The sequence below is a fragment of the Hymenobacter sp. DG25B genome (assembly GCF_000801315.1).
Classification (GTDB): domain Bacteria; phylum Bacteroidota; class Bacteroidia; order Cytophagales; family Hymenobacteraceae; genus Hymenobacter.
The window spans coordinates 189,644-208,726 of the sequence record NZ_CP010054.1 but is presented as its reverse complement, the minus strand read 5'-3'; the positions used below and the strand labels follow the sequence as shown (position 1 = coordinate 208,726).

The window sequence follows — 19,083 nt, the reverse complement described above, 5'->3', positions numbered from 1 at the left end:
TCCTCTGGTTTTCACCCGATTCCCGCCCGCCGCCTCGTATCTTTCGGCCCTATTCTGTTTTCTCGTTTATGATTCTACGGTTTACTCTCCCATTCCGCACCGACTGGGGCCAGCGCTTTATGGTATGCGGCAACCTGCCCGAGCTGGGCGCCTGGCAGCCCGACCACGGGGTGGCCCTGCAATATCAGCCGGATACCGGCGTCTGGATGTGCGAGGTAACTGTGCCGGATGCGGAGCTAGCCCTGGAATACAAGTATCTGCTGATAGATGAGCGCGACGGCAGCTCGCAGTGGGAGTGGGGCCCTAACCGCCAGGAGCAGGTAGCCGCCCAACAGTTTGAGCGGGTGGTGCTGGAAGACTACTGGCGCGCCCCGGCGCAGCCGGAAAACGAGCTGTTCACGGCGGCCTTCACCCAGGCCCTCATGCGCCACCAGAGCCAGGCCGCCCCGCGCACCGGCGCCCGCATTGCCGATTCCGTGGTGCGCTTCCAGCTGCCGGCCCCGCGCGTGGATACCAACCACCTGCTTTGCGTGCTGGGCTCCGACCACGCCCTGGGTGCCTGGGACGAGCGCAAGGCCCTGGTGCTTTCCGACCGCGACTTTCCCACCTGGTGCGTGGATGTGGCTCTGCACGATGCCTCCCGTCCCGTGTACTACAAATACGGTATCTGGGACCCGGCCACCCGGAAAATAGTGCACCTGGAAAGTGGCGAAAACCGCGTGCTGCTCCCCCCGGCCGAGCGCAGCACCCTGCGCATCCGCCACGATGAGAGCTTCCGCTACCCCAACGGGCCCTGGCGCGGCGCCGGCGTGGCTCTGCCCGTGTTTGCCCTGCGCAGCCGCCACGGCCTGGGCGTAGGCGAGTTCACCGATATTCAGCTGCTGGTAGACTGGGCCAGGCAAACCGGCCTGAAGATGGTGCAGATTCTGCCCATCAACGACACCACCGCCACCCATACCTGGGTCGATTCGTACCCTTACGCGGCTATTTCGGTGTTTGCCCTGCACCCGCTCTACCTCAACCTGGATAGCATTGCACCCCTGGCCGACGCCACCCAACAGGCCGAGCTGGACAAGCTGCGCACCGAGCTTAATGCTCTGGACCACGTGGCCTACGAGCCGGTGATGAACGCCAAGTGGAAGTTCGCCCGCCTGCTGTATCAGCAGGAAAAACAGGCTTTCCTGGCCGATGCTGACTTTAAGGAGTTCCTGGAAGAGCAGAAAAGCTGGCTGGTGCCCTACGCCGCCTTCTCGGCTTGGCGCGACCGGTTCGGCACGGCTGATTTTGAGCAGTGGCCCGCGGAGTTCCGCACCCCGCCGAGCTACCATCAGATCATTGATTTCGACAGCCCGGAGTTTGATGAGTACGGCCTGCACCTGTTCACGCAGTTTCACCTGGACAAGCAGCTGCGCGCCGCGGTGGAATACGCCCGCTACCACGGCGTGGTGTTCAAAGGCGACCTGCCCATCGGCATCTATCGCCACTCCGTGGATGCCTGGACCCAGCCCGAACTGTACCACCTGGATCGGCAGGCCGGCGCCCCGCCGGACGATTTCTCGGTTACGGGCCAAAACTGGCGCTTTCCCACCTACAATTGGGAGCGAATGGCGCAGGACGGCTACGCCTGGTGGCGGCAGCGCCTCACGCACCTCTCGCGCTACTTCGATGCCCTGCGCATCGACCATATTCTGGGCTTTTTCCGCATCTGGGAAATTCAGGGCGACTCCGTGGAAGGCCTGCTGGGGCGGTTTGCGCCCGCCCTACCCCTGCACCGCGACGAAGTGCGCGACCGGCTGGGCTGGTTCGATTACCGCCGCCTCTGCGAGCCGTACATCCGCTGGCACATGCTGCGCGACATCTTCGGCAACGATGCCGAGGCCGTGCGCAGCGAGTTCCTGGAAGACTCCGGCTATGAGGCCTTCCGTTTGCGCGAGGAAGTGCGCACCCAGCGCCAGATTGAAGCCGTTTTTGAGGAGAAGCTGCGCCAGGAGCCCGGCCGCGCCGACCACCTGCGCCACCTCCGCGACGGGCTGTATAAGCTGGTGAACGAGGTGCTGTTCCTGGAAGAAGAGGGCACCTACGGCCAGTACCTGCACCCGCGCATTACGCTGCAGCACACCTATTCCTTCAAGGAGCTGGACGACGAAACCCGCCCGCGCGTGTGGGATTTGTACATTGATTTCTTCTACCGCCGCCACGAGGAGTTCTGGCGCCGCCAGGGCCTGATTAAGCTGCCCGCCGTGCGCTACGCTACCAACATGCTGATTTGCGGCGAAGACCTGGGCATGGTGCCCGAGTCGGTGCCGGGCGTGATGAAGCAGCTGGGCATTCTGGGCCTCAACATTCAGCGCATGCCCGCCGACCCCAAAACGGAGTTCGGTCACCCCGACGCGGCCCCGTACCTGTCAGTAGTCAGCCCCGGCTCCCACGACATGAGCACGGTGCGCGGCTGGTGGGAGGAGGACGCGGAGAAAACCCAGCGCTTTTTCCAGCAGATACTGGGCCACTGGGGCGAAACCGCCCCGTTCTACTGCGAGCCCTGGGTAGCCCGCGAAATTCTGGTACAGCACCTGTTCTCGCCCGCCATGTGGGCCATATTCCCCATTCAGGATTTGCTGGCCATGGATGGTAAGCTGCGGCGCCAAAACCCGCAGGACGAGCAGATTAACGTGCCGGCCAATCCGCAGCATTTCTGGAAATACCGCCTGCACCTGCCGCTGGAAGAACTGCTGGGCGCCGAGGATTTCAACCACACCCTGCACGAGCTGGTGGCGCAAAGCGGCCGGGACCGGGTATACTGATTTTCGTCGCTTAAGTAACTAATAGGCTACTGCCGCCGGCTTCCTAGTCGGCGGCAGTCCTTTTTATAACTATTTGCCTTTGCTTGGTGATGCATAGCGTTTAAACGAAGGCATTTTTATTATTTAACGAATAATAAATCTGTCATTATAATCATGTGATTTAAAGTATTTATTGGCTTAATCCTAAGAAATTGGGTTTTGACGATAGGATGATCTGCCAGATATACTAAGTTTGTAGCCGGTATTCCAGTGGGAGTATAGCCGTTCTTATTCGTTCTTGTTTTCCTTTTTGTCAGTCTCTTAGTGCGGTTTATGAAAACAACCTTACGATTTAAATCCCTTTTTCCGGTCTCTTGGTTTTCGCCTACGGCGCCGCCTTTAGCACGCCTTGGAAGAGGCTGCGCTGCCGCGCTGCAATATGTGCTGCTGTGGGGCCTGCTGCTGGGGTTGCCGCTGGCTACCCGCGCCAATGTGAGCAGTACCATCAGCGTTTCGCCCACCACAGCTAACCCCGGTGCCACAGTGGTGTACACACTGGTTATTCGGGACACTAATAACAACAACGACCCGAATGTAGGCACCACCCTCACGCTGAGCGGAGCAGCCCGTCCTACGAGCAGTGCCGCGCTCAGCAGTGCCACCGGCTTTGTCTACAACACCACATCCGGTGTGGTTACCTTCACAACCTCACAGGTAGATGTGCCCAGGAATGGGTCCAAAACGATAACCCTCAGCGTGGTATTACCCAGCCCGCTGGCCGCCGGGGCGCAGCTTTCGGCTACTGCGGCCACAACGGGTCCCGCTTCTACGGCTACTGTGCCCGCGGGCAGCACCAGTACCGTTACCACCAGCAACGTGGCACCCGTAGCGAATGCCGATAACGCTACAGCCGGCAGTGCTGTTCTGGTGCTGGATGTTCTCGGGAATGACACGGATGCGAATGGCAATGCATCCATCAATAGCGCCAGTATGGCGCTGGGCGCGGCCACTGGCACTGCATCGGGCACTTTTGCTTTGGGCACGGGTGCCAATGCCGGTAAAATTGTTTTTACACCTACCAGTACGTCCGGCACGGCTACGGTTGCCTATACGGTACGGGACAATGCCGGTGCCGTATCCAATGCCGCTACCATTACCGTTACGGTAGTGGCCGCGCCCTCCATCACTGATTTCTCGCCTAACAGCGGCGCTATAGGGGCCACGGTGATTATTCGGGGGACCAACTTTTCGGGTGCTACCGGCGTCTCGTTTAACGGAACGGCGGCTTCTTATACCGTGACTAATGCCGCGCAGATCAGGGCTATAGTTCCCACGGGTGCTAAAACAGGTTTTATCCAGGTGACTACGCCTGGCGGGACGGCTACTTCAGCGGAGCAATTCACGCTGCCGCCCGTTATCGAGAGCGTATCGCCAGCCCCCAACTCCCTGTCAGCGGCCCGTACCGCACCGGTGGTCATCACCTTTGATCAGCCTATAACAGCTGCATCGGCGGCGAAGATTCGTATTTTCAGCAGCGCCCGCGGCGGCAGAATTGCGGCCTCAGTAGAAGTGTCCGGCAATACCATAACGCTGACCCCAACGCTCTACTTCAAATCGGGCGAGGTGATTAGCGTTACTATCCCTAACAGTGTTTCCAATGGGAAAGGCCAGGGGGCTGCCGCCATGGCCTATCAGTTTACGGTAGGTACCCAGGGCGGCACGGGCGTTTTCTCCAGCATTGCAGATCAGGTTACCGGCATGAACCCCAGCAACCAAGTGCTGGCCGATGTGGACGGGGACAGCAAGCTGGATCTGGTAGTGGTAAACTATGGGAATGGTACCGGTAACTCCGTCAGTGTAAACCGCTACACCGGCGGCAGTGGCACGCCTTCACTGGCGGCCCGCCAGGACTTCACGCTGGGCAGCGGCCAGACTGGCTCGTACAACATTGCAGCGGGTGACTTTGATGGGGACGGTAAACTGGACCTGGTGACGGCAAACGAGGGCTCGGCTAATGTGAGCGTACTGCACAATACCACGACCGGCCCGGGTGCCATAACGGCCAGCAGCTTTGCCGCCAGTCAGCCTTTTGCCGTAGGCGCCAGACCAGCTGGCATTGCCGTTGGAGATATCGACGGCGACGGCCGCCTGGACATCCTTACGGCCAACATTGGCAGCAATACGGTGAGCTTTCTGCAAAACACGACGGTGGGTGCTACCATCAGCTTTGCTGCCGCCCAGAATATAACAGTAGGTACCGCACCCTATGGAGTAACCGTGGCCGATGTGAATACGGATGGGAAGCTGGATGTCATTAGTGCCAACTCCGGTAACAACACGGTATCGGTGCTGCTGAATGCTACGGCGGGCGCTGCCGTTTCCTTTACTCGCCAGAACTTCTCCGTAGGCTCTACGCCCGTAGTAGTGGTGGCCGGCGACCTGAATAACGACGGCAAAATAGACTTGGCTACCGTGAACAATGGCAGCAACAATGTCAGCGTGGTACGCAACACCACATCGGGCGCTACGCTTTCCTTCGCGGCTGCTCAGAATTTTGCGGTGGGGGGCCAGCCGGCTGGTTTGGCCATCGGAGATATTAACAGTGATGGTAAACTGGATTTGATAGCCGCTAACTATGGTAGCGGCACTACCACCGGCAACGGCACCACGCTCAGCTATATTCGCAATACGAGCACAACTTCCACCGCTATAACCATGGCGGGGCAATCTATTGTCGCAGTAGGGGCCGGCCCCAACAGCGTGGCCCTGGGCGACCTGGATGGGGACGGTGACCTGGACGTGGTAACGGCCAACCAGGGCGGTGACAACACGACGGCCAGTATCCGCATCAACGACACCAGTGCGCCACCACTGCCCCTGCCCGTAGAGCTTATCACCTTTCAGGCGCAGCTAATAGCCGGCAACAAAGTTGTTCTGGCCTGGCGCACAGCGCTGGAGAAAAACAACGACCACTTCGCAGTAGAACGTAGCTTCGATGGTCTGGCGTTTGAGGTTATGGGCCAGGTGCCGGGCCATGGTACCAGCACCATATACCACGACTATACCTTTACGGATGCCAGCGTAAGTGCTTACACTGGTACGGTGCACTACCGCCTGCGGCAGGTGGATGCCGATGGCCAGGTGCATGTTACCCCCATTCGCTCGTTACGGGTTGCGGCCATAGTGGCCGGAGGAGATTTTCACCTGTTCCCGAACCCGGCTACGGATCAGGCCCTGCTGGACCTTAACGCCCTGCCGGCAGGTACCTATCAGGTGCGGATACTGGACATGATGGGACGGGAAGTGCACCGCGCGCAGGTACAGGGCGGTGGACTTCCGGTAGTTGATCTGCGGGCCGTAAAAAGTGGCACTTACCAACTCCTGATTCAGGGCAATCAGGTGAATTTGAGTCATAAGCTGGTGAAGCAAAACTAGCTTGCCCCCTAAGTATTATGGAAAAGCCTCTCCCTGTTTGGGAGAGGCTTTTTGTTTTTTGCCGAATGCAGGAAGGCGCTGAATAAAGCAAGGAAGGGGCTAGCGGCGGGCGCGGAAAATGGGTTAGCGGGGCACAGTGGAATTCCAACGAGCGAATGGGGCAATTGGTCGAAATGTGCCGCCTAAGCTGCGGGCCCCGCAGTAGGTTTGCAGGCCCTACGCTATATCACGCGTAAGGTTGCCCTTCGTCTGACTTTTTTTCCACACCCCTGTTTTGCATGAAAGCACTCTTACCCTCCCTACTTCTACTAATGGCTTTGGTGCCCTTGGGAGTGCAGGGCCAGGCCCGGACCCGGGATTCCATAACCGATACGGAACCTACGGTTGCAACCAAATCCCTCAAGCGTAAGCAACTGCCCGTCTCTTTGGCAGTAGCGGCCGCTTGTGCCACCACCACCACGCTCAATTTCGCCACCCGCCCAACGAATGAGGATTGGAAAAACCACGCGCCCGTGAATGCGGGCGGGGGCTCTACCAACACTACCATCAGCACGGCGGGTTCCTACGTAGAGCCAGCCGGGAGTACGCAAACCAACCTGTATGTAACGCCCGTTAACGGGGTGAATGCCTTATACTGGGATGCGGATTACACCAGTACGGCAGAAGTAACCACACAAATCACCTACTCCTTCAACCGGCCGGTCAATAACCTTTCTCTCCGGATTCAGGATATTGACCTGGGGGCTCAGGCCTGGGTGGATAAAGTCACTTTCACTGCGACGCAAGCGGATGGTACGGTGCTGAACCTGTCTTCGACAGTGGATGCCACCGTAGCGCGCGATGCCGCCTACATTTCCCTGAGTGGCAACAGCCTGCAGGGGCTGCAGAACGTAGCTTCCAACTCAACGCTGGGCAATGCTACCGTTACGTTCAACAAGCCCATTGTTTCCTTCAAGATTACCTATCAGAACGTAATTACCGGAGTTGCGGATCCGCTTGGGCAGTACATTGCCATTGACTATATGACGTGGTGCACCCAGGCTAACGTGGCAACGACCTTAGCTGGGCCGAACCACGCCAAGGCAGGTTCCACCGTAACGTACACCGCCACCACTACCGCCAGCGGCGACTATGCCGCTACCGGCGTGCAGCCCAAGGTGCAGTTTACCCCGGGCACTGTGCTGGCCACTTACCCAACGGGCAGCACTTATGTGCAAGCAACGGGAGTATTAACGCTGCCCATCATTGCTAACCTGGCCATTGGGGCCAGCAGCACCTCCACCATTACCTACGTAATGCCGGCCACTACTGTGAACGGTACGGCCAGCAGCACTATCAGCACCGACGACGCCGACCCGCTGGATAACAACGGCTCTGCGGCCACGGCCAAGGTGACAACCGTGGTCAATACGCCACCCGTTCCCACAGCGCTGAGCTCTACCACGCCCCGCGCCGTGTACACGCAGCTGTCGCCCCTGGCCGCTACCGATGCCAACGGGGATGCTATCAGCACCTACACCATCACGCCGGCCAGCCTCACTTCGCTGAATACCTCCGGCAAGCTGTACGTCAAGTCGGGTTCTACTTACACAGAAGTTACCGCTGGAAACTATCCTGGTCTGGTGCTGAGCGCTGCCCAGGCGGCCTCACTGTACTTTTTGCCAAACAGCACGGCCAGTGTTGGTACCGTTAGCTTCAGCTACAACGCCACCGATTCGCAGGGAGATATCAGCACCACAACGGCGGCCTATTCGCTGGCCATCACAAACAGTGCACCCGTAGCCGCTGCCACCACCTATTCGGGGGCAGCTATTTATAGCACTGATGGGCAGAAGGCCATTACAGCGCTGCAGGCTTCGGATGCCGATGGCACCATTGCCACTTACCAGATTGCCAGCCTGCCCACGGATGGCACCCTATACTACAACACCAATGCCGATGGCACCAGCGGTACGTATGTAGCCGTTGCCAGCGCTAATCTGAATGCCCTGAACCTGAGCCCGGCGCAGGCCGCCTCGCTGCGTTTCGATCCTTCCGGTTTGGCCAGCGGCAACATCAGCTTCACGTTCACTGCCAAAGACAATAATGGCCAGGTGAGCAACACGGCTACCTATACCATTCCGGTAGCCAGCTCTATTGCCCCGGTAGCTGCCAACACCACCAACTCGGGTACTATCCTGAGCAGTGCCGGGCAAACCACTATCAACAGCCTGAAAGCCAGTGATGCGGACGGCTCAATTGCCACTTATCAGATTGGCAGTCTGCCTACGGACGGCACGCTGTTTTACAACACCAATACAGATGGTGTCAGCGGCGCTTATGTAGCCTTTACCAGCGCTAATATTGGGACGGTAACCCTGACTCCGGCACAGGCGGCTTCGTTGAAGTTCGACCCTTCGGGCGCCTTTAATGGCAACGTGACGTTTACGTTCACGGCCAAGGATAACGTGGGTAACCTCTCAAACGTGGCTACCTATACGGTGCCCGTAAGCAACGTGGCCCCGGTAGCCGCCGACGTGACGATGACGACGGCCCAGGCTATTCCTGGCGCAAATGGCCCCACGGCTATTCCGGCCCTGACGGCTACGGATCCGGACGGCACTGTTGCTTCGTACCAGATTTCGGCGCTGCCCGGCAGCGGCACGCTCTACTACAACACGGCCGCCGATGGTACCTCCGGCACCTATGTGGCCATGACTAGCACCATGGTAAATGGCGGGGCGTCCCAGTTGAACCTGACCGCCCAACAGGCCGCTTCGCTGAAATACGACCCCTCGGGCACCACGAATAGCAACGTCACCTTCACTTACACAGCCACTGACAACAATGGCACCGTGGATGCTACGCCCGCTACTTACACTATTACACTTGGCAACCAGGCCCCGCGCGCCATTTCCGCTACAAACAGCACGCTTATCACTAGCACGAAAAACGATGCATACCGGTTGAACTGGACTGCACCGAATGGTACGCTGTCCGGCTCGGATGCGGACGGTACCATTGCTTCCTTCACGATTACCGGCGGCCTGCCAAACGCCACAACGCAGGGGGTACTAACCTACTCCACCAATAACCTGGGAGCCAATGTGGGTCGCAACAACAACGGTTTGGTAACTATTACCGCGGGTACTGTTATTCCAGCGGGTGCCTATCTGTACTTCAACCCGGTTGACAACACCACTACTACTACCCTCACCCTGCAGTTTAAAGCTACCGACAACAGCGGCTTGGCTAGTGCTAATACGGCTACCTACACCGTACCGGTAAACCAGACTATTGCCGAGCCGGTTGCCAACAATGTGACCAACTCGCCGGCTATTGTCAGCAGTGCCAATGCCACGGCCATTACGGCCTTCTCGGGCTCGTTGAATGGGAATGTGTCGCTCTACAGCTACATTATCCGCACTATTCCGGATGCCGATACCCAGGGTACGCTGTACGTGAATGGAGTGGCCGTAACCGCTCCCGAGTTTGAGCTGCCGGCAGCCGATGCCAGCAAGCTAACCTTCGACCCCATTGGCACCAGCAATGCCACGGTAACCTTTACCTATACCGTGCGCGCTAACAGCGCCACCGGCCCCATCGACACCACGCCGGCTACTTATACCATCACGCTGGGCAACGCGGCCCCGGTGGCAGCAACCGTGAGTAACTCACTGAGCAGCCCTATTGCCAGCTCGGCCGGTCAAACGGCTATCAGCTCACTGATTGCAACGGATGCGGACGGCTCAATTTCCACCTACCAGATCAAGAGCCTGCCCGCGGACGGCACGCTGTTTTACAACACCAATACTGATGGTGTCAGCGGCGCTTATGTAGCCCTGACCAGCGCTAATATCGGGACGGTAACCCTGACTCCGGCGCAGGCAGCCAAACTGAAGTATGACCCCTCGGGTGCTTTTGGTGGCACCGTAACGTTCACTTACGCAGCTACTGATAACCAAAGTGCCGTATCGAACACTGCTACCTATTCTATTCTGGTATCAGATGTAGACAAAGAAGCCGTGTACACGGTAGCAACTGCTAAAAACGTCGACAGCTATACTACCGGTGCTTCTTTGGCCACGGTAACGGATGCCGATGGTGCTTTGACGTCAGCTGTATTGGCCAATGGCAGCACCCTGCCCGCCGGCGTAGCCCTCAATGCTACCACGGGTCAGTTCACCGTATCTAACGCGGGTAGCTTGGTTGCGGGCTCGTACCCACTGACGATTAACACGGTAGATGCCACTGGCGGGAAATCGTCCAGTACCATCACGCTGACTTTCACGGCTGATAAGGAAGCCGTGTATTCGGCCCCGAACAACTACAACCAGGATGCACTGAGCAACGGCTTCTCCCTGGCCACGGTAACGGATGCCGATGGGACACTCACTGCGGCGGCTATTGCCACGGGCACGCTACCCGCCGGCATGAGCTTCAATAGCACCACAGGTCAGTTTGCCGTCAGCAACACGACCCAATTAGTCGCCAACGCTTACACCTTCACGGTGAATACGACGGACGCTACAGGTGGAAAATCCACGGTTCCGGTAACCATTACCATCAATGCGGACCGCGAAGCAGTCTACACGGTAGTGGGAGCGAAGAATGTGGATAGCTACACGACTGGTGCTTCTTTGGCCACGGTAAACGATGCAGATGGCACGCTAACCTCAGCGGTGCTGGCCAATGGTAGCACCCTGCCCGCCGGCGTCGCCTTCAGCTCGACCACGGGTCAGTTTACGGTGGCGAATGCGGCGCTTTTGGTGGCCGGTTCCTACCCGCTGACGTTGACAACCACGGATGTGGTGGGCGGCACAACCACGCAGACCATCACGCTGACTTTCACGGCTGATAAAGAAGCCGTGTATTCATCATCCAACACCTACAACCAGGATGCACTGAGCAACGGCTTCTCCCTGGCCACGGTAACGGATGCGGACGGTGCACTTGCCTCGGCAGCTATTGCCAGTGGTACGTTGCCTTCGGGCATGGCCTTCAATACCACGACGGGACAGTTTACCGTGAGCGGCAACACCGCGCCGGCCGCTGGCACCTACAACTTCACCGTGAATACGGTGGATGCTGCGGGTGGTAAGTCGACGGTGCCCGTGAGCATCATTATCTCCACTGACCGCGAGGCAGTATATACGGTAGCTCCCGCGAAAAACGTGAAAAGCTACTCGACCAACCAGAGTCTGGCTACAGTGACGGATGCCGACGGAGCCATTGTTGCGGCGGTGCCCGTGGGTGCCTTGCCGGCTGGTGTGGCTCTGGATGCCGCTACCGGTCAGCTGACGGTAGCAGATGCTGCCCTGCTGGTGGCCGGCACCTACACCTTCCAGGTAAGCACAACCGATGCCTTGGGTGGGGTAACTTCCCATACAGTAACGCTGGTCTTCAACGGGGATGCTGATGCGGTGTACACGACAACCAATACCTATAACCGGGATGCGCTCAGCGACGGGTATTCCCTGGCCTCGGTAACGGATACCAATGGCGGGGTAGCCAGTGCCAGCATTACTACGGGCACGCTGCCCGCCGGCATGGCTTTCAACTCCACCACGGGCCAGTTCACGGTAACTGGTTCTACCGCACCAGTTGCTGGCACCTACACCTTCCGGGTGAATACGGTAGATGCGCAGGGTGGCAAAACGACCAATACGGTGACTATCATCATCAACGAGGATACAGAAGCAGCTTACTCAGTAGGCAACTCCTACAATAAAAGCTCGCTGAAGGATAATCAGGAGCTGGCTACTGTAACGGATCAGGATGCTGCTCTTGCCTCAGTTGCTCTGGCAGCTGGCAGCACACTGCCCACCTGGCTGCGGTTGAATACCGCCACCGGCACCATTACCATTCCGGTAGCAGCCAATGCAGCGGCGGGGGTATACAACGCTACTATGAATACGGTAGACGCACAGGGCGGGAAATCGGTAACGACGGTGAGCATTACCGTTACCATTCCCCCACTGCCCGTAGAGCTGACCACGTTTGACGTGAAAGCCGTACGCACCAATGCCCAGCTGACTTGGCATACGGCTATTGAGAAAAACAACGACCACTATGAAGTAGAACGTAGCTTCGATGGCCTCACCTTCCTGCAGATTGGGCAGGTACGCGGCAACGGTAGCAGCTCCACTGGTCATGACTATGCCTTCACGGATGTAAACGTAGGCCAGCGGACCGGCACGGTGTACTACCGCCTGCGGCAGGTAGATACCGATGGCAAGCTGCACGTAACGCCCGTGCGCACGGTAACCTTCGCCGCCAGCGCTATCAGCATCAGTGTGTATCCGAACCCGGCGGTAACCCAGGCTACTGTGGACCTGGGTACACTACCGGGCGGCACTTACCAGGTGCAGGTGCTGGACATGACGGGCCGCGTGGTTCGCCAGCTCACCCTGCAGGGCGGCATGGCCCAGCCCCTGGATATCCGCAGCCTGGCGGAGGGTACCTACCAAGTATTGATTCGCAACAATGAAGTGAATCTGACTCAAAAGCTGGTGAAGAGAAACTAGTCTTTCGCCCATGGCGCCCTAAAAAGCCCCCTCCAGCTTGGAGGGGGCTTTTTTCTTTTAGTCCCGACTAACTTGGCCAATGTACGTAGCATAGAAGCTGCTCATCTGTTTGCCTTGCTTTTCTATGAAACCTACTGCCTCTGATAAGTCCCCGACTACCGGGTCCGGCCGTTTTTCCTTTCCTACTGTTTCTGAGTACGATGTCGTTATTGTGGGCGGGGGCAGCGCCGGGCTGAGTGCCGCCCTGGTGCTGGGGCGCAGCTGCCGCCAGGTGCTGGTGTGCAGCAGCGGGCCGCCCCGCAACAGCACCTCGCCGGGCGTGCACAGCTTTTTCACCCGCGACGGCATTAAGCCCGCCGACTTGCTGCGCCTGGGCCATGAGCAGCTGGCGGCCTACCCCACCGTCACCACCCGGGAAGCCTGTGTTACCCGCATCGAAGTGAAAGAAGTAGGCTTCTGCATCACCATGCAACCCGACAGGGGCGGCCCTCCGGTGACGGTTTCGGCCCGCCGGGTACTGCTGGCCACCGGCGTCACCGACGACCTGCCGCCCATTGAAGGCATGCGCGAACTGTGGGGCATGGGCGTGCTGCACTGCCCGTACTGCCACGGCTGGGAAGTGCGCGACAAGCCCCTGGCCGTATATGCGCAGGGGAAAACAGCCTTGGGACTGGGCCTGCTCATCAGCCGCTGGAGCAAGGATGTGGTGGTGTGCACTAATGGGCCCAGCGGTATCAAGGAGAAAGGCCTGCAGCGCCTGGCCCGGCACGGTGTGGTAGTGCGCGAAGACAAGATTGCCCACCTGGAAGGCCGCTCCACCGGCGAACTGCGCCACATTGTGTTTGAAAACGGCGAAAAACTGGCCCGCCATGCCTTGTTCCTGCACACCCAGCAGCGCCAGCGCAGCAACCTGGCCGAGGAAACCGGCTGCCGCCTGCTTACCAACGGCGCGGTATGGACCAACAGCAAGGCCCAGACCAGCATCAAAGGCATTTACGCCGCCGGCGACACCACCCCCGCACCTCAGCAAGCCATCATTGCCGCCGCCGAAGGCTCCCTGGCCGCCATTGCCATCAACGAAAGCCTGACCCGGGAGGAATGCCGTTAGGAGGTGAAATAGTGAGATGGTGAAATGGTGGGTTTGACGTTTCGTTGGCGCGGTTCTGCGCAAGTGGCGCCGCCAGAACATCAAACTCACCATCTCACCAACTCACTATTTCACCATCCCACCACTCAAAAGAGGGCGCTGGCAACTTGCCGGATGCTGTCGGACTTGCCCATGCTGTAGTAGTGCAGCACCGGCACGCCGTGCGCCATCAACTCTTTGCTTTGGTTGATGCACCACTCAATGCCAATCTGCCGGGCCGCCTCGTTGCCGGGCGCCTGGTGTACGGCATCGGCCAACGCTTCCGGAATGTTGAGGTAGAAGGAGCGGGGCAGCATGGTGAGCTGCCCTTTGGCCGTGAGGGGTTTCAGGCCGGGAATGATGGGCACGTTGATGCCCGCTTCCCGGCAGCGCTTCTCAAAGCTGAAAAACTGCTCGTTATCGAAAAACATTTGGGTCACGATGTAGTCGGCGCCGCGGTCTACCTTGTGTTTGAGGTAGCGCAGGTCGGCCGCGTAGTTCGGCGACTCAAAGTGCTTTTCGGGGTAGCCGGCCGCGCCAATGCAGAAGTTGGTGGCCCAGGTGTCGTCCTGCTCCTCGTCCAGGTAAGAACCTTTGTTCAGGTCGGCCACCTGGCCAATCAGGTCACAGGCGTAGCTGTGGCCGTCGGGGTCCGGCAGGAACCGGCCTTCGCTTTTGATCGGGTCGCCGCGCAGGGCCAGCACGTTATCAATGCCCAGGAAGTGCAGGTCGATGAGGGCATTTTCGGTTTCCTCCTTGGAGAAGCCACCGCAGATCAGGTGGGGCACTGTATCTACATCGAAGCGGTTTTTGATGGCCGCGCAGATGCCCACGGTGCCGGGCCGGCGGCGCACGGTTTTCTTTTCCAGCAGGCCGTTGGGGTGCTGCCGGTACACGTACTCCTCGCGGTGGTAAGTAACGTCAATAAATGGGGGCTTAAACTCCAGCAGCGGCTCAATATTGGTGAACAGGCTCTGGATATTCTCTCCCTTTTTCGGCGGCAGCACCTCAAAGGAAAACAGCGTTTTGCCCTTGGCCTGCAGCAGGTGGTCGGTAACTTTCATATAAAAGCCCTAAGCTTGGCTTAGCGGGTAGTTTCGGTAGTGTGCAAAGCTCCCCTCCTCAGCTGAGGAGGGGTTGGGGGTGGTTGACAACTCGTTGAACGACCAACTAGCTTTAGTTACCTAACTCTAGTGTTTCAACCACCCCTAGCCCCTCCTCAGCTGAGGAGGGGAACTAGTTTTACTTGTCCTTACAGCGCCGTTACAGGCACGGAAACCGGGTCATAATTCAGGTTGGGCGCCAGCCAGCGCTCCAGCTCCGGCAGCGGCATGTTCTTGCGCCGGGCAATATCTTCCACTTGGTCTTGGCCAATGCGGCCCAGGCCAAAGTAGCGGGAGTTGGGGTGCGCGTAGTAGAAACCACTGACGGAGGAAGCCGGGTACATGGCCAGGTTTTCGGTGAGGCGGATGCCCGTTTTGTTTTCCGCGTCGAGTAGCTCAAACAGGGTAATTTTCTCGGTGTGGTCGGGGCAGCCGGGGTAGCCGGGCGCGGGCCGCACGCCCTGGTATTTCTCCTGAATGAGGTCTTCATTGGAGAGATGCTCGGCGGGCGCATAGCCCCAGAACTCCTCCCGCACGCGCTGGTGCAGGCGCTCGGCAAACGCCTCGGCGAGGCGGTCGGCAAGGGCTTTCACCATAATGCTGGAGTAGTCGTCGTGGTCCTTTTCGAATTGGTCCAGCAGCTTCTCAATGCCCAGGCCCGCCGTAACCGCAAACCCACCAATATAGTCCTCACGGCCGGTTTCCCGGGGCGCCACGAAATCGGAGAAAGCCAGGGAAGGAATGCCGGGGGCTTTTTCGCTCTGCTGGCGCAGGGTAAAGAACTCCGTCTGCACCTGCTCCCGGGTTTCATCGGTGAACACCTGAATGGTGTCGTGGCCTTGGGTATTAGCGGGCCAGAAGCCCAGCACGGCGCGGGCCGTGAGCAGCTTTTCGTCGATGATTTTTTGGAGTAAGGCCTGCGCATCCTCAAACAGCCTAGTGGCCGCTTCGCCCAGGTTTTCGTCTTCCAGAATGCGCGGGTAGCGGCCTTTCAGCTCCCAGGTGTGGAAGAAGGGCGTCCAGTCGATGTAGGTGGCCAGCTCGGCCAGCGGGTAATCTTCCAGCACTTTGGTGCCGAGGAAAGAAGGCTTCGTAATGGGTGTGGTTTCCCAATCAGCCTTAAAGCCGTTTTCCCGGGCCGCTTCAATAGGTAGGTAGTTTTTCTCGCGCTGGCGGCCAGCGTAATCCTCGCGCAACTGACGGTAGTCCTCGCGCACGGTGCGGGCGTATTCCACATCAGCCGAGCCCAACAGCGCGGCGGCTACGCCCACGCTGCGGGAGGCATCGTTTACGTGCACCACCGGGCCGGAGTAGTTAGGCGCAATTTTCACGGCTACGTGCAGGCGGGAGGTGGTGGCTCCGCCAATGAGCAGCGGGGTTTTCAGGCCGCGCTTTTCCATTTCCTGGGCCACGTACACCATTTCATCCAGGCTGGGGGTGATGAGGCCGCTCAGGCCAATAACATCGACCTGCTGCTTCACGGCTTCGTCCAGAATCTTTTCCAGCGGCACCATCACGCCCAGGTCCACGATATCAAAGTTGTTGCAGGCCAGCACCACGCCCACAATGTTTTTGCCGATGTCGTGCACGTCGCCCTTCACGGTGGCCAGCAGGATTTTGCCGGCGGTTTGCCGGTCGCCGCTTTGTTTGTCGGCCAGCAGGTAGGGTTCTAGGTAGGCCACGGCCTTCTTCATCACCCGGGCCGATTTCACCACCTGCGGCAGGAACATTTTGCCGGCCCCGAACATGTCGCCCACCACATTCATACCGGCCATCAGCGGGCCTTCAATTACTTCCAACGGGCGGGTTACCTGCTGGCGCACTTCCTCGGTGTCCTGGTCAATAAACTCTGTAATACCTTTTATCAGCGCGTGCTGCAGGCGCTCGGCCACGGGCAGGCTGCGCCATTCCTGGCTGTTGGCTGATGGCTGTTGGCTGTTGGTTGATTTATCCTTGATGTTGTCGGCGAAGTCCACGAGGCGCTCGGTGGCATCGGGGCGGCGGTTGAGCAGCACGTCTTCCACCAGCTCCAGCAAATCCTGGGGCACTTCATCATACACGGCCAACTGGCTGGGGTTTACAATGCCCATGTCCAGCCCGGCCTGAATGGCGTGGTAGAGGAAGGAGGAGTGCATGGCCTCGCGCACCACGTCGTTGCCGCGGAACGAGAAGCTGATGTTGCTCACGCCGCCGCTGGTGAGCACACCGGGCAGGTTGGCTTTAATCCAGCGCACGGCCTCAATGAAATCCAGGGCGTAGTTGCGGTGCTCTTCCATGCCGGTGCCCACCGTCAGGATGTTGGGGTCGAAGATGATGTCCTCGGCCGGGAAACCCACTTCGTTTACCAGAATATCGTAGCAGCGCTTACAGATTTCGATGCGCTTTTCCAGGGTATCGGCCTGGCCGTTTTCATCAAAAGCCATAACCACCACGGCAGCGCCGTACTGGCGCACGGTGCGGGCATGGGCTTTGAATACTTCCTCGCCCTCTTTCAGGGAAATGGAGTTGACGATGCTCTTGCCCTGCACGCACTTGAGGCCGGCTTCCAGCACGCTCCATTTGGAGGAGTCAATCATGATGGGCACGCGGGCAATGTCGGGCTCGGAGGCAATCAGGTGCAGGAAGGTGGTCATGGCCTGCTCCGAGTCCAGCATGCCTTCGTCCATGTTCACGTCCAAGACCTGCGCGCCGCCTTCCACCTGGTCGCGGGCTACCTGCAGGGCCGCCTCGTAATTGCCGGTGCGGATAAGGCGGGCAAAAGCACGGCTACCCGTCACGTTGCACCGCTCGCCTACGTTCACAAACAGGCTGTTTTCGTTGATGCCGAAGGGCTCCAAACCGCTCAGGCGGGTTAGGGCCGGCACGGCGGGCAGGGGGCGGGGCTGGTATTTCTCGGCCAGCTTGCTGAGCTCGGCAATGTGCTGGGGTGTGGTGCCGCAGCAGCCGCCCACCACCGTCAGCAGGTTGTCCTGGAGGTAGTCTTCCACCACGGCCGCAAACTCCTGCGCCGACTCATCATAGCCGCCAAAGGCATTGGGCAAACCGGCGTTGGGGTAGGCCGAAATGTGCACATCAGCAATGCGGCTGAGCTCCTGCACGTATTGCTTGAGCTGATGCGCGCCCAGGGCGCAGTTCAAACCCACGCTCAGCAGCGGCAAGTGGCGAATAGAGTTCCAGAAAGCCTCTACCGTCTGCCCCGAGAGCGTGCGGCCGGAAGCATCGGTAATGGTGCCGGAAATCATGACGGGCACCACTTTCCCGCCTTCATCAAAGAACTTCTGCACGGCGTACAGGGCTGCTTTGGCGTTCAGGGTATCGAAGATGGTTTCAATGAGCAGGGCATCGGAGCCGCCTTCTACCAGCCCGCGCACCTGCTCCAGGTAGGCGGTGGCCAGCTCGTCAAACGTCACGGCCCGGAAGCCCGGGCGGTTGACGTCGGGGGAGAGGGAGGCGGTGCGATTGGTGGGGCCCACGGCGCCGGCTACAAAGCGGGGCTTGGCGGGGTTTTGCGCCGTAAACTCATCGGCCACTTCCCGAGCAATGCGCGCCGACTCGTAGTTCAGCTCATACACAATGTGCTCCAGCCCATAATCGGCCTGGGCAATGGTGGTACCGCTGAAGGTGTTGGTTTCCACCATGTCGGCCCCGGCCGCGAAGTAGTCGGCGTGAATGCCCCGGATGATGTCGGGGCGGGTGAGGCTGAGCAGGTCGTTGTTACCGCGCAGGGGCTTGGGATGGTCGGCGAAGCGGGTGCCCCGGAAATCAGCTTCTTCCAGCTTATGGCGCTGAATCATGGTGCCCATGGCCCCATCCAGAATCAGGAGGCGCTGGCGCAGAATATCGTGCAGGGGCGAGGTGGTCGTCGGCATATCGGCTTTTCGGAAAAACGGCAATCAATAGCCTATCCAGAAAGAGCCGGGCGCAGAGGCCGGTTCCGCACTTATCTTCTTCTGCCAGAGAGGCAGAAAGGGAGTTAGCACCTTGTTTTGATTCAGGTTGCTAAGACGTCATAGGGCCCATTCCCTCGGTCTTTCTGGATAAGTAGCAAGACGAAGATACAATAGGAAAGTCCGGATTCCAATTTTCCGGATCTTGCCAGCGTTACTCCTCTGATTTACACTCCTCCGGCTATT

General features: G+C 59.0%; 6 protein-coding genes and 1 riboswitch. Of the genes, 4 read left to right on the top strand and 2 right to left on the bottom strand.

Features of this window, described 5'->3' with window-relative positions:
• Nucleotides 1-68: 68 nt before the first annotated feature.
• The 4 genes from PK28_RS00900 (at nucleotide 69) to PK28_RS00885 (ending at nucleotide 13,829) form a co-directional block, all read left to right on the top strand.
• The gene (locus PK28_RS00900) at nucleotides 69-2,801 is read left to right on the top strand and encodes a 4-alpha-glucanotransferase (protein WP_044510481.1); all 2,733 of its coding nucleotides are present in this window, start codon (nucleotides 69-71) and stop codon (nucleotides 2,799-2,801) included.
• A gap of 420 nt (nucleotides 2,802-3,221) precedes the next feature.
• Nucleotides 3,222-6,215 carry an FG-GAP-like repeat-containing protein gene (locus tag PK28_RS18740; RefSeq protein WP_048825392.1) on the top strand — a complete coding sequence of 998 codons (2,994 nt, stop codon included), beginning with the start codon at nucleotides 3,222-3,224 and terminating at the stop codon, nucleotides 6,213-6,215.
• Nucleotides 6,216-6,493: 278 nt separating this feature from the next.
• On the top strand, nucleotides 6,494-12,721 hold the full coding sequence (locus tag PK28_RS00890) for a T9SS type A sorting domain-containing protein (protein WP_082016892.1): 6,228 nt from the start codon (nucleotides 6,494-6,496) through the stop codon (nucleotides 12,719-12,721).
• Between the two features lie 124 nt (nucleotides 12,722-12,845).
• Entirely contained in the window at nucleotides 12,846-13,829 is a 984-nt protein-coding gene (locus tag PK28_RS00885; protein ID WP_082016891.1) for an NAD(P)/FAD-dependent oxidoreductase, read from the top strand.
• A 125-nt stretch (nucleotides 13,830-13,954) separates the two neighbouring features.
• Here PK28_RS00885 and metF read toward each other — a convergent pair whose 3' ends face one another.
• Together metF and metH are read right to left on the bottom strand one after the other, a co-directional pair.
• Nucleotides 13,955-14,911 (bottom strand): methylenetetrahydrofolate reductase [NAD(P)H], encoded by a 957-nt coding sequence (gene metF, locus PK28_RS00880; RefSeq protein WP_044510477.1) that lies wholly within the window; start codon nucleotides 14,909-14,911, stop codon nucleotides 13,955-13,957.
• A 188-nt stretch (nucleotides 14,912-15,099) separates the two neighbouring features.
• Entirely contained in the window at nucleotides 15,100-18,819 is a 3,720-nt protein-coding gene (gene metH / locus PK28_RS00875) for a methionine synthase (RefSeq protein ID WP_044510475.1), read from the bottom strand.
• A 68-nt stretch (nucleotides 18,820-18,887) separates the two neighbouring features.
• A riboswitch (SAM riboswitch) is annotated at nucleotides 18,888-18,994 on the bottom strand.
• Nucleotides 18,995-19,083 lie beyond the last annotated feature (89 nt).

Bases quoted from the DNA above. Each gene is read 5' to 3' on its own strand.
- PK28_RS00900 (WP_044510481.1), top strand. From the start codon at position 69: ATGATTCTACGGTTTACTCTCCCATTCCGCACCGACTGGGGCCAGCGC.
- PK28_RS00890 (WP_082016892.1), top strand. From the start codon at position 6,494: ATGAAAGCACTCTTACCCTCCCTACTTCTACTAATGGCTTTGGTGCCC.
- PK28_RS00885 (WP_082016891.1), top strand. From the start codon at position 12,846: ATGAAACCTACTGCCTCTGATAAGTCCCCGACTACCGGGTCCGGCCGT.
- metF (WP_044510477.1), bottom strand. From the start codon at position 14,911: ATGAAAGTTACCGACCACCTGCTGCAGGCCAAGGGCAAAACGCTGTTT.
- metH (WP_044510475.1), bottom strand. From the start codon at position 18,819: ATGCCGACGACCACCTCGCCCCTGCACGATATTCTGCGCCAGCGCCTC.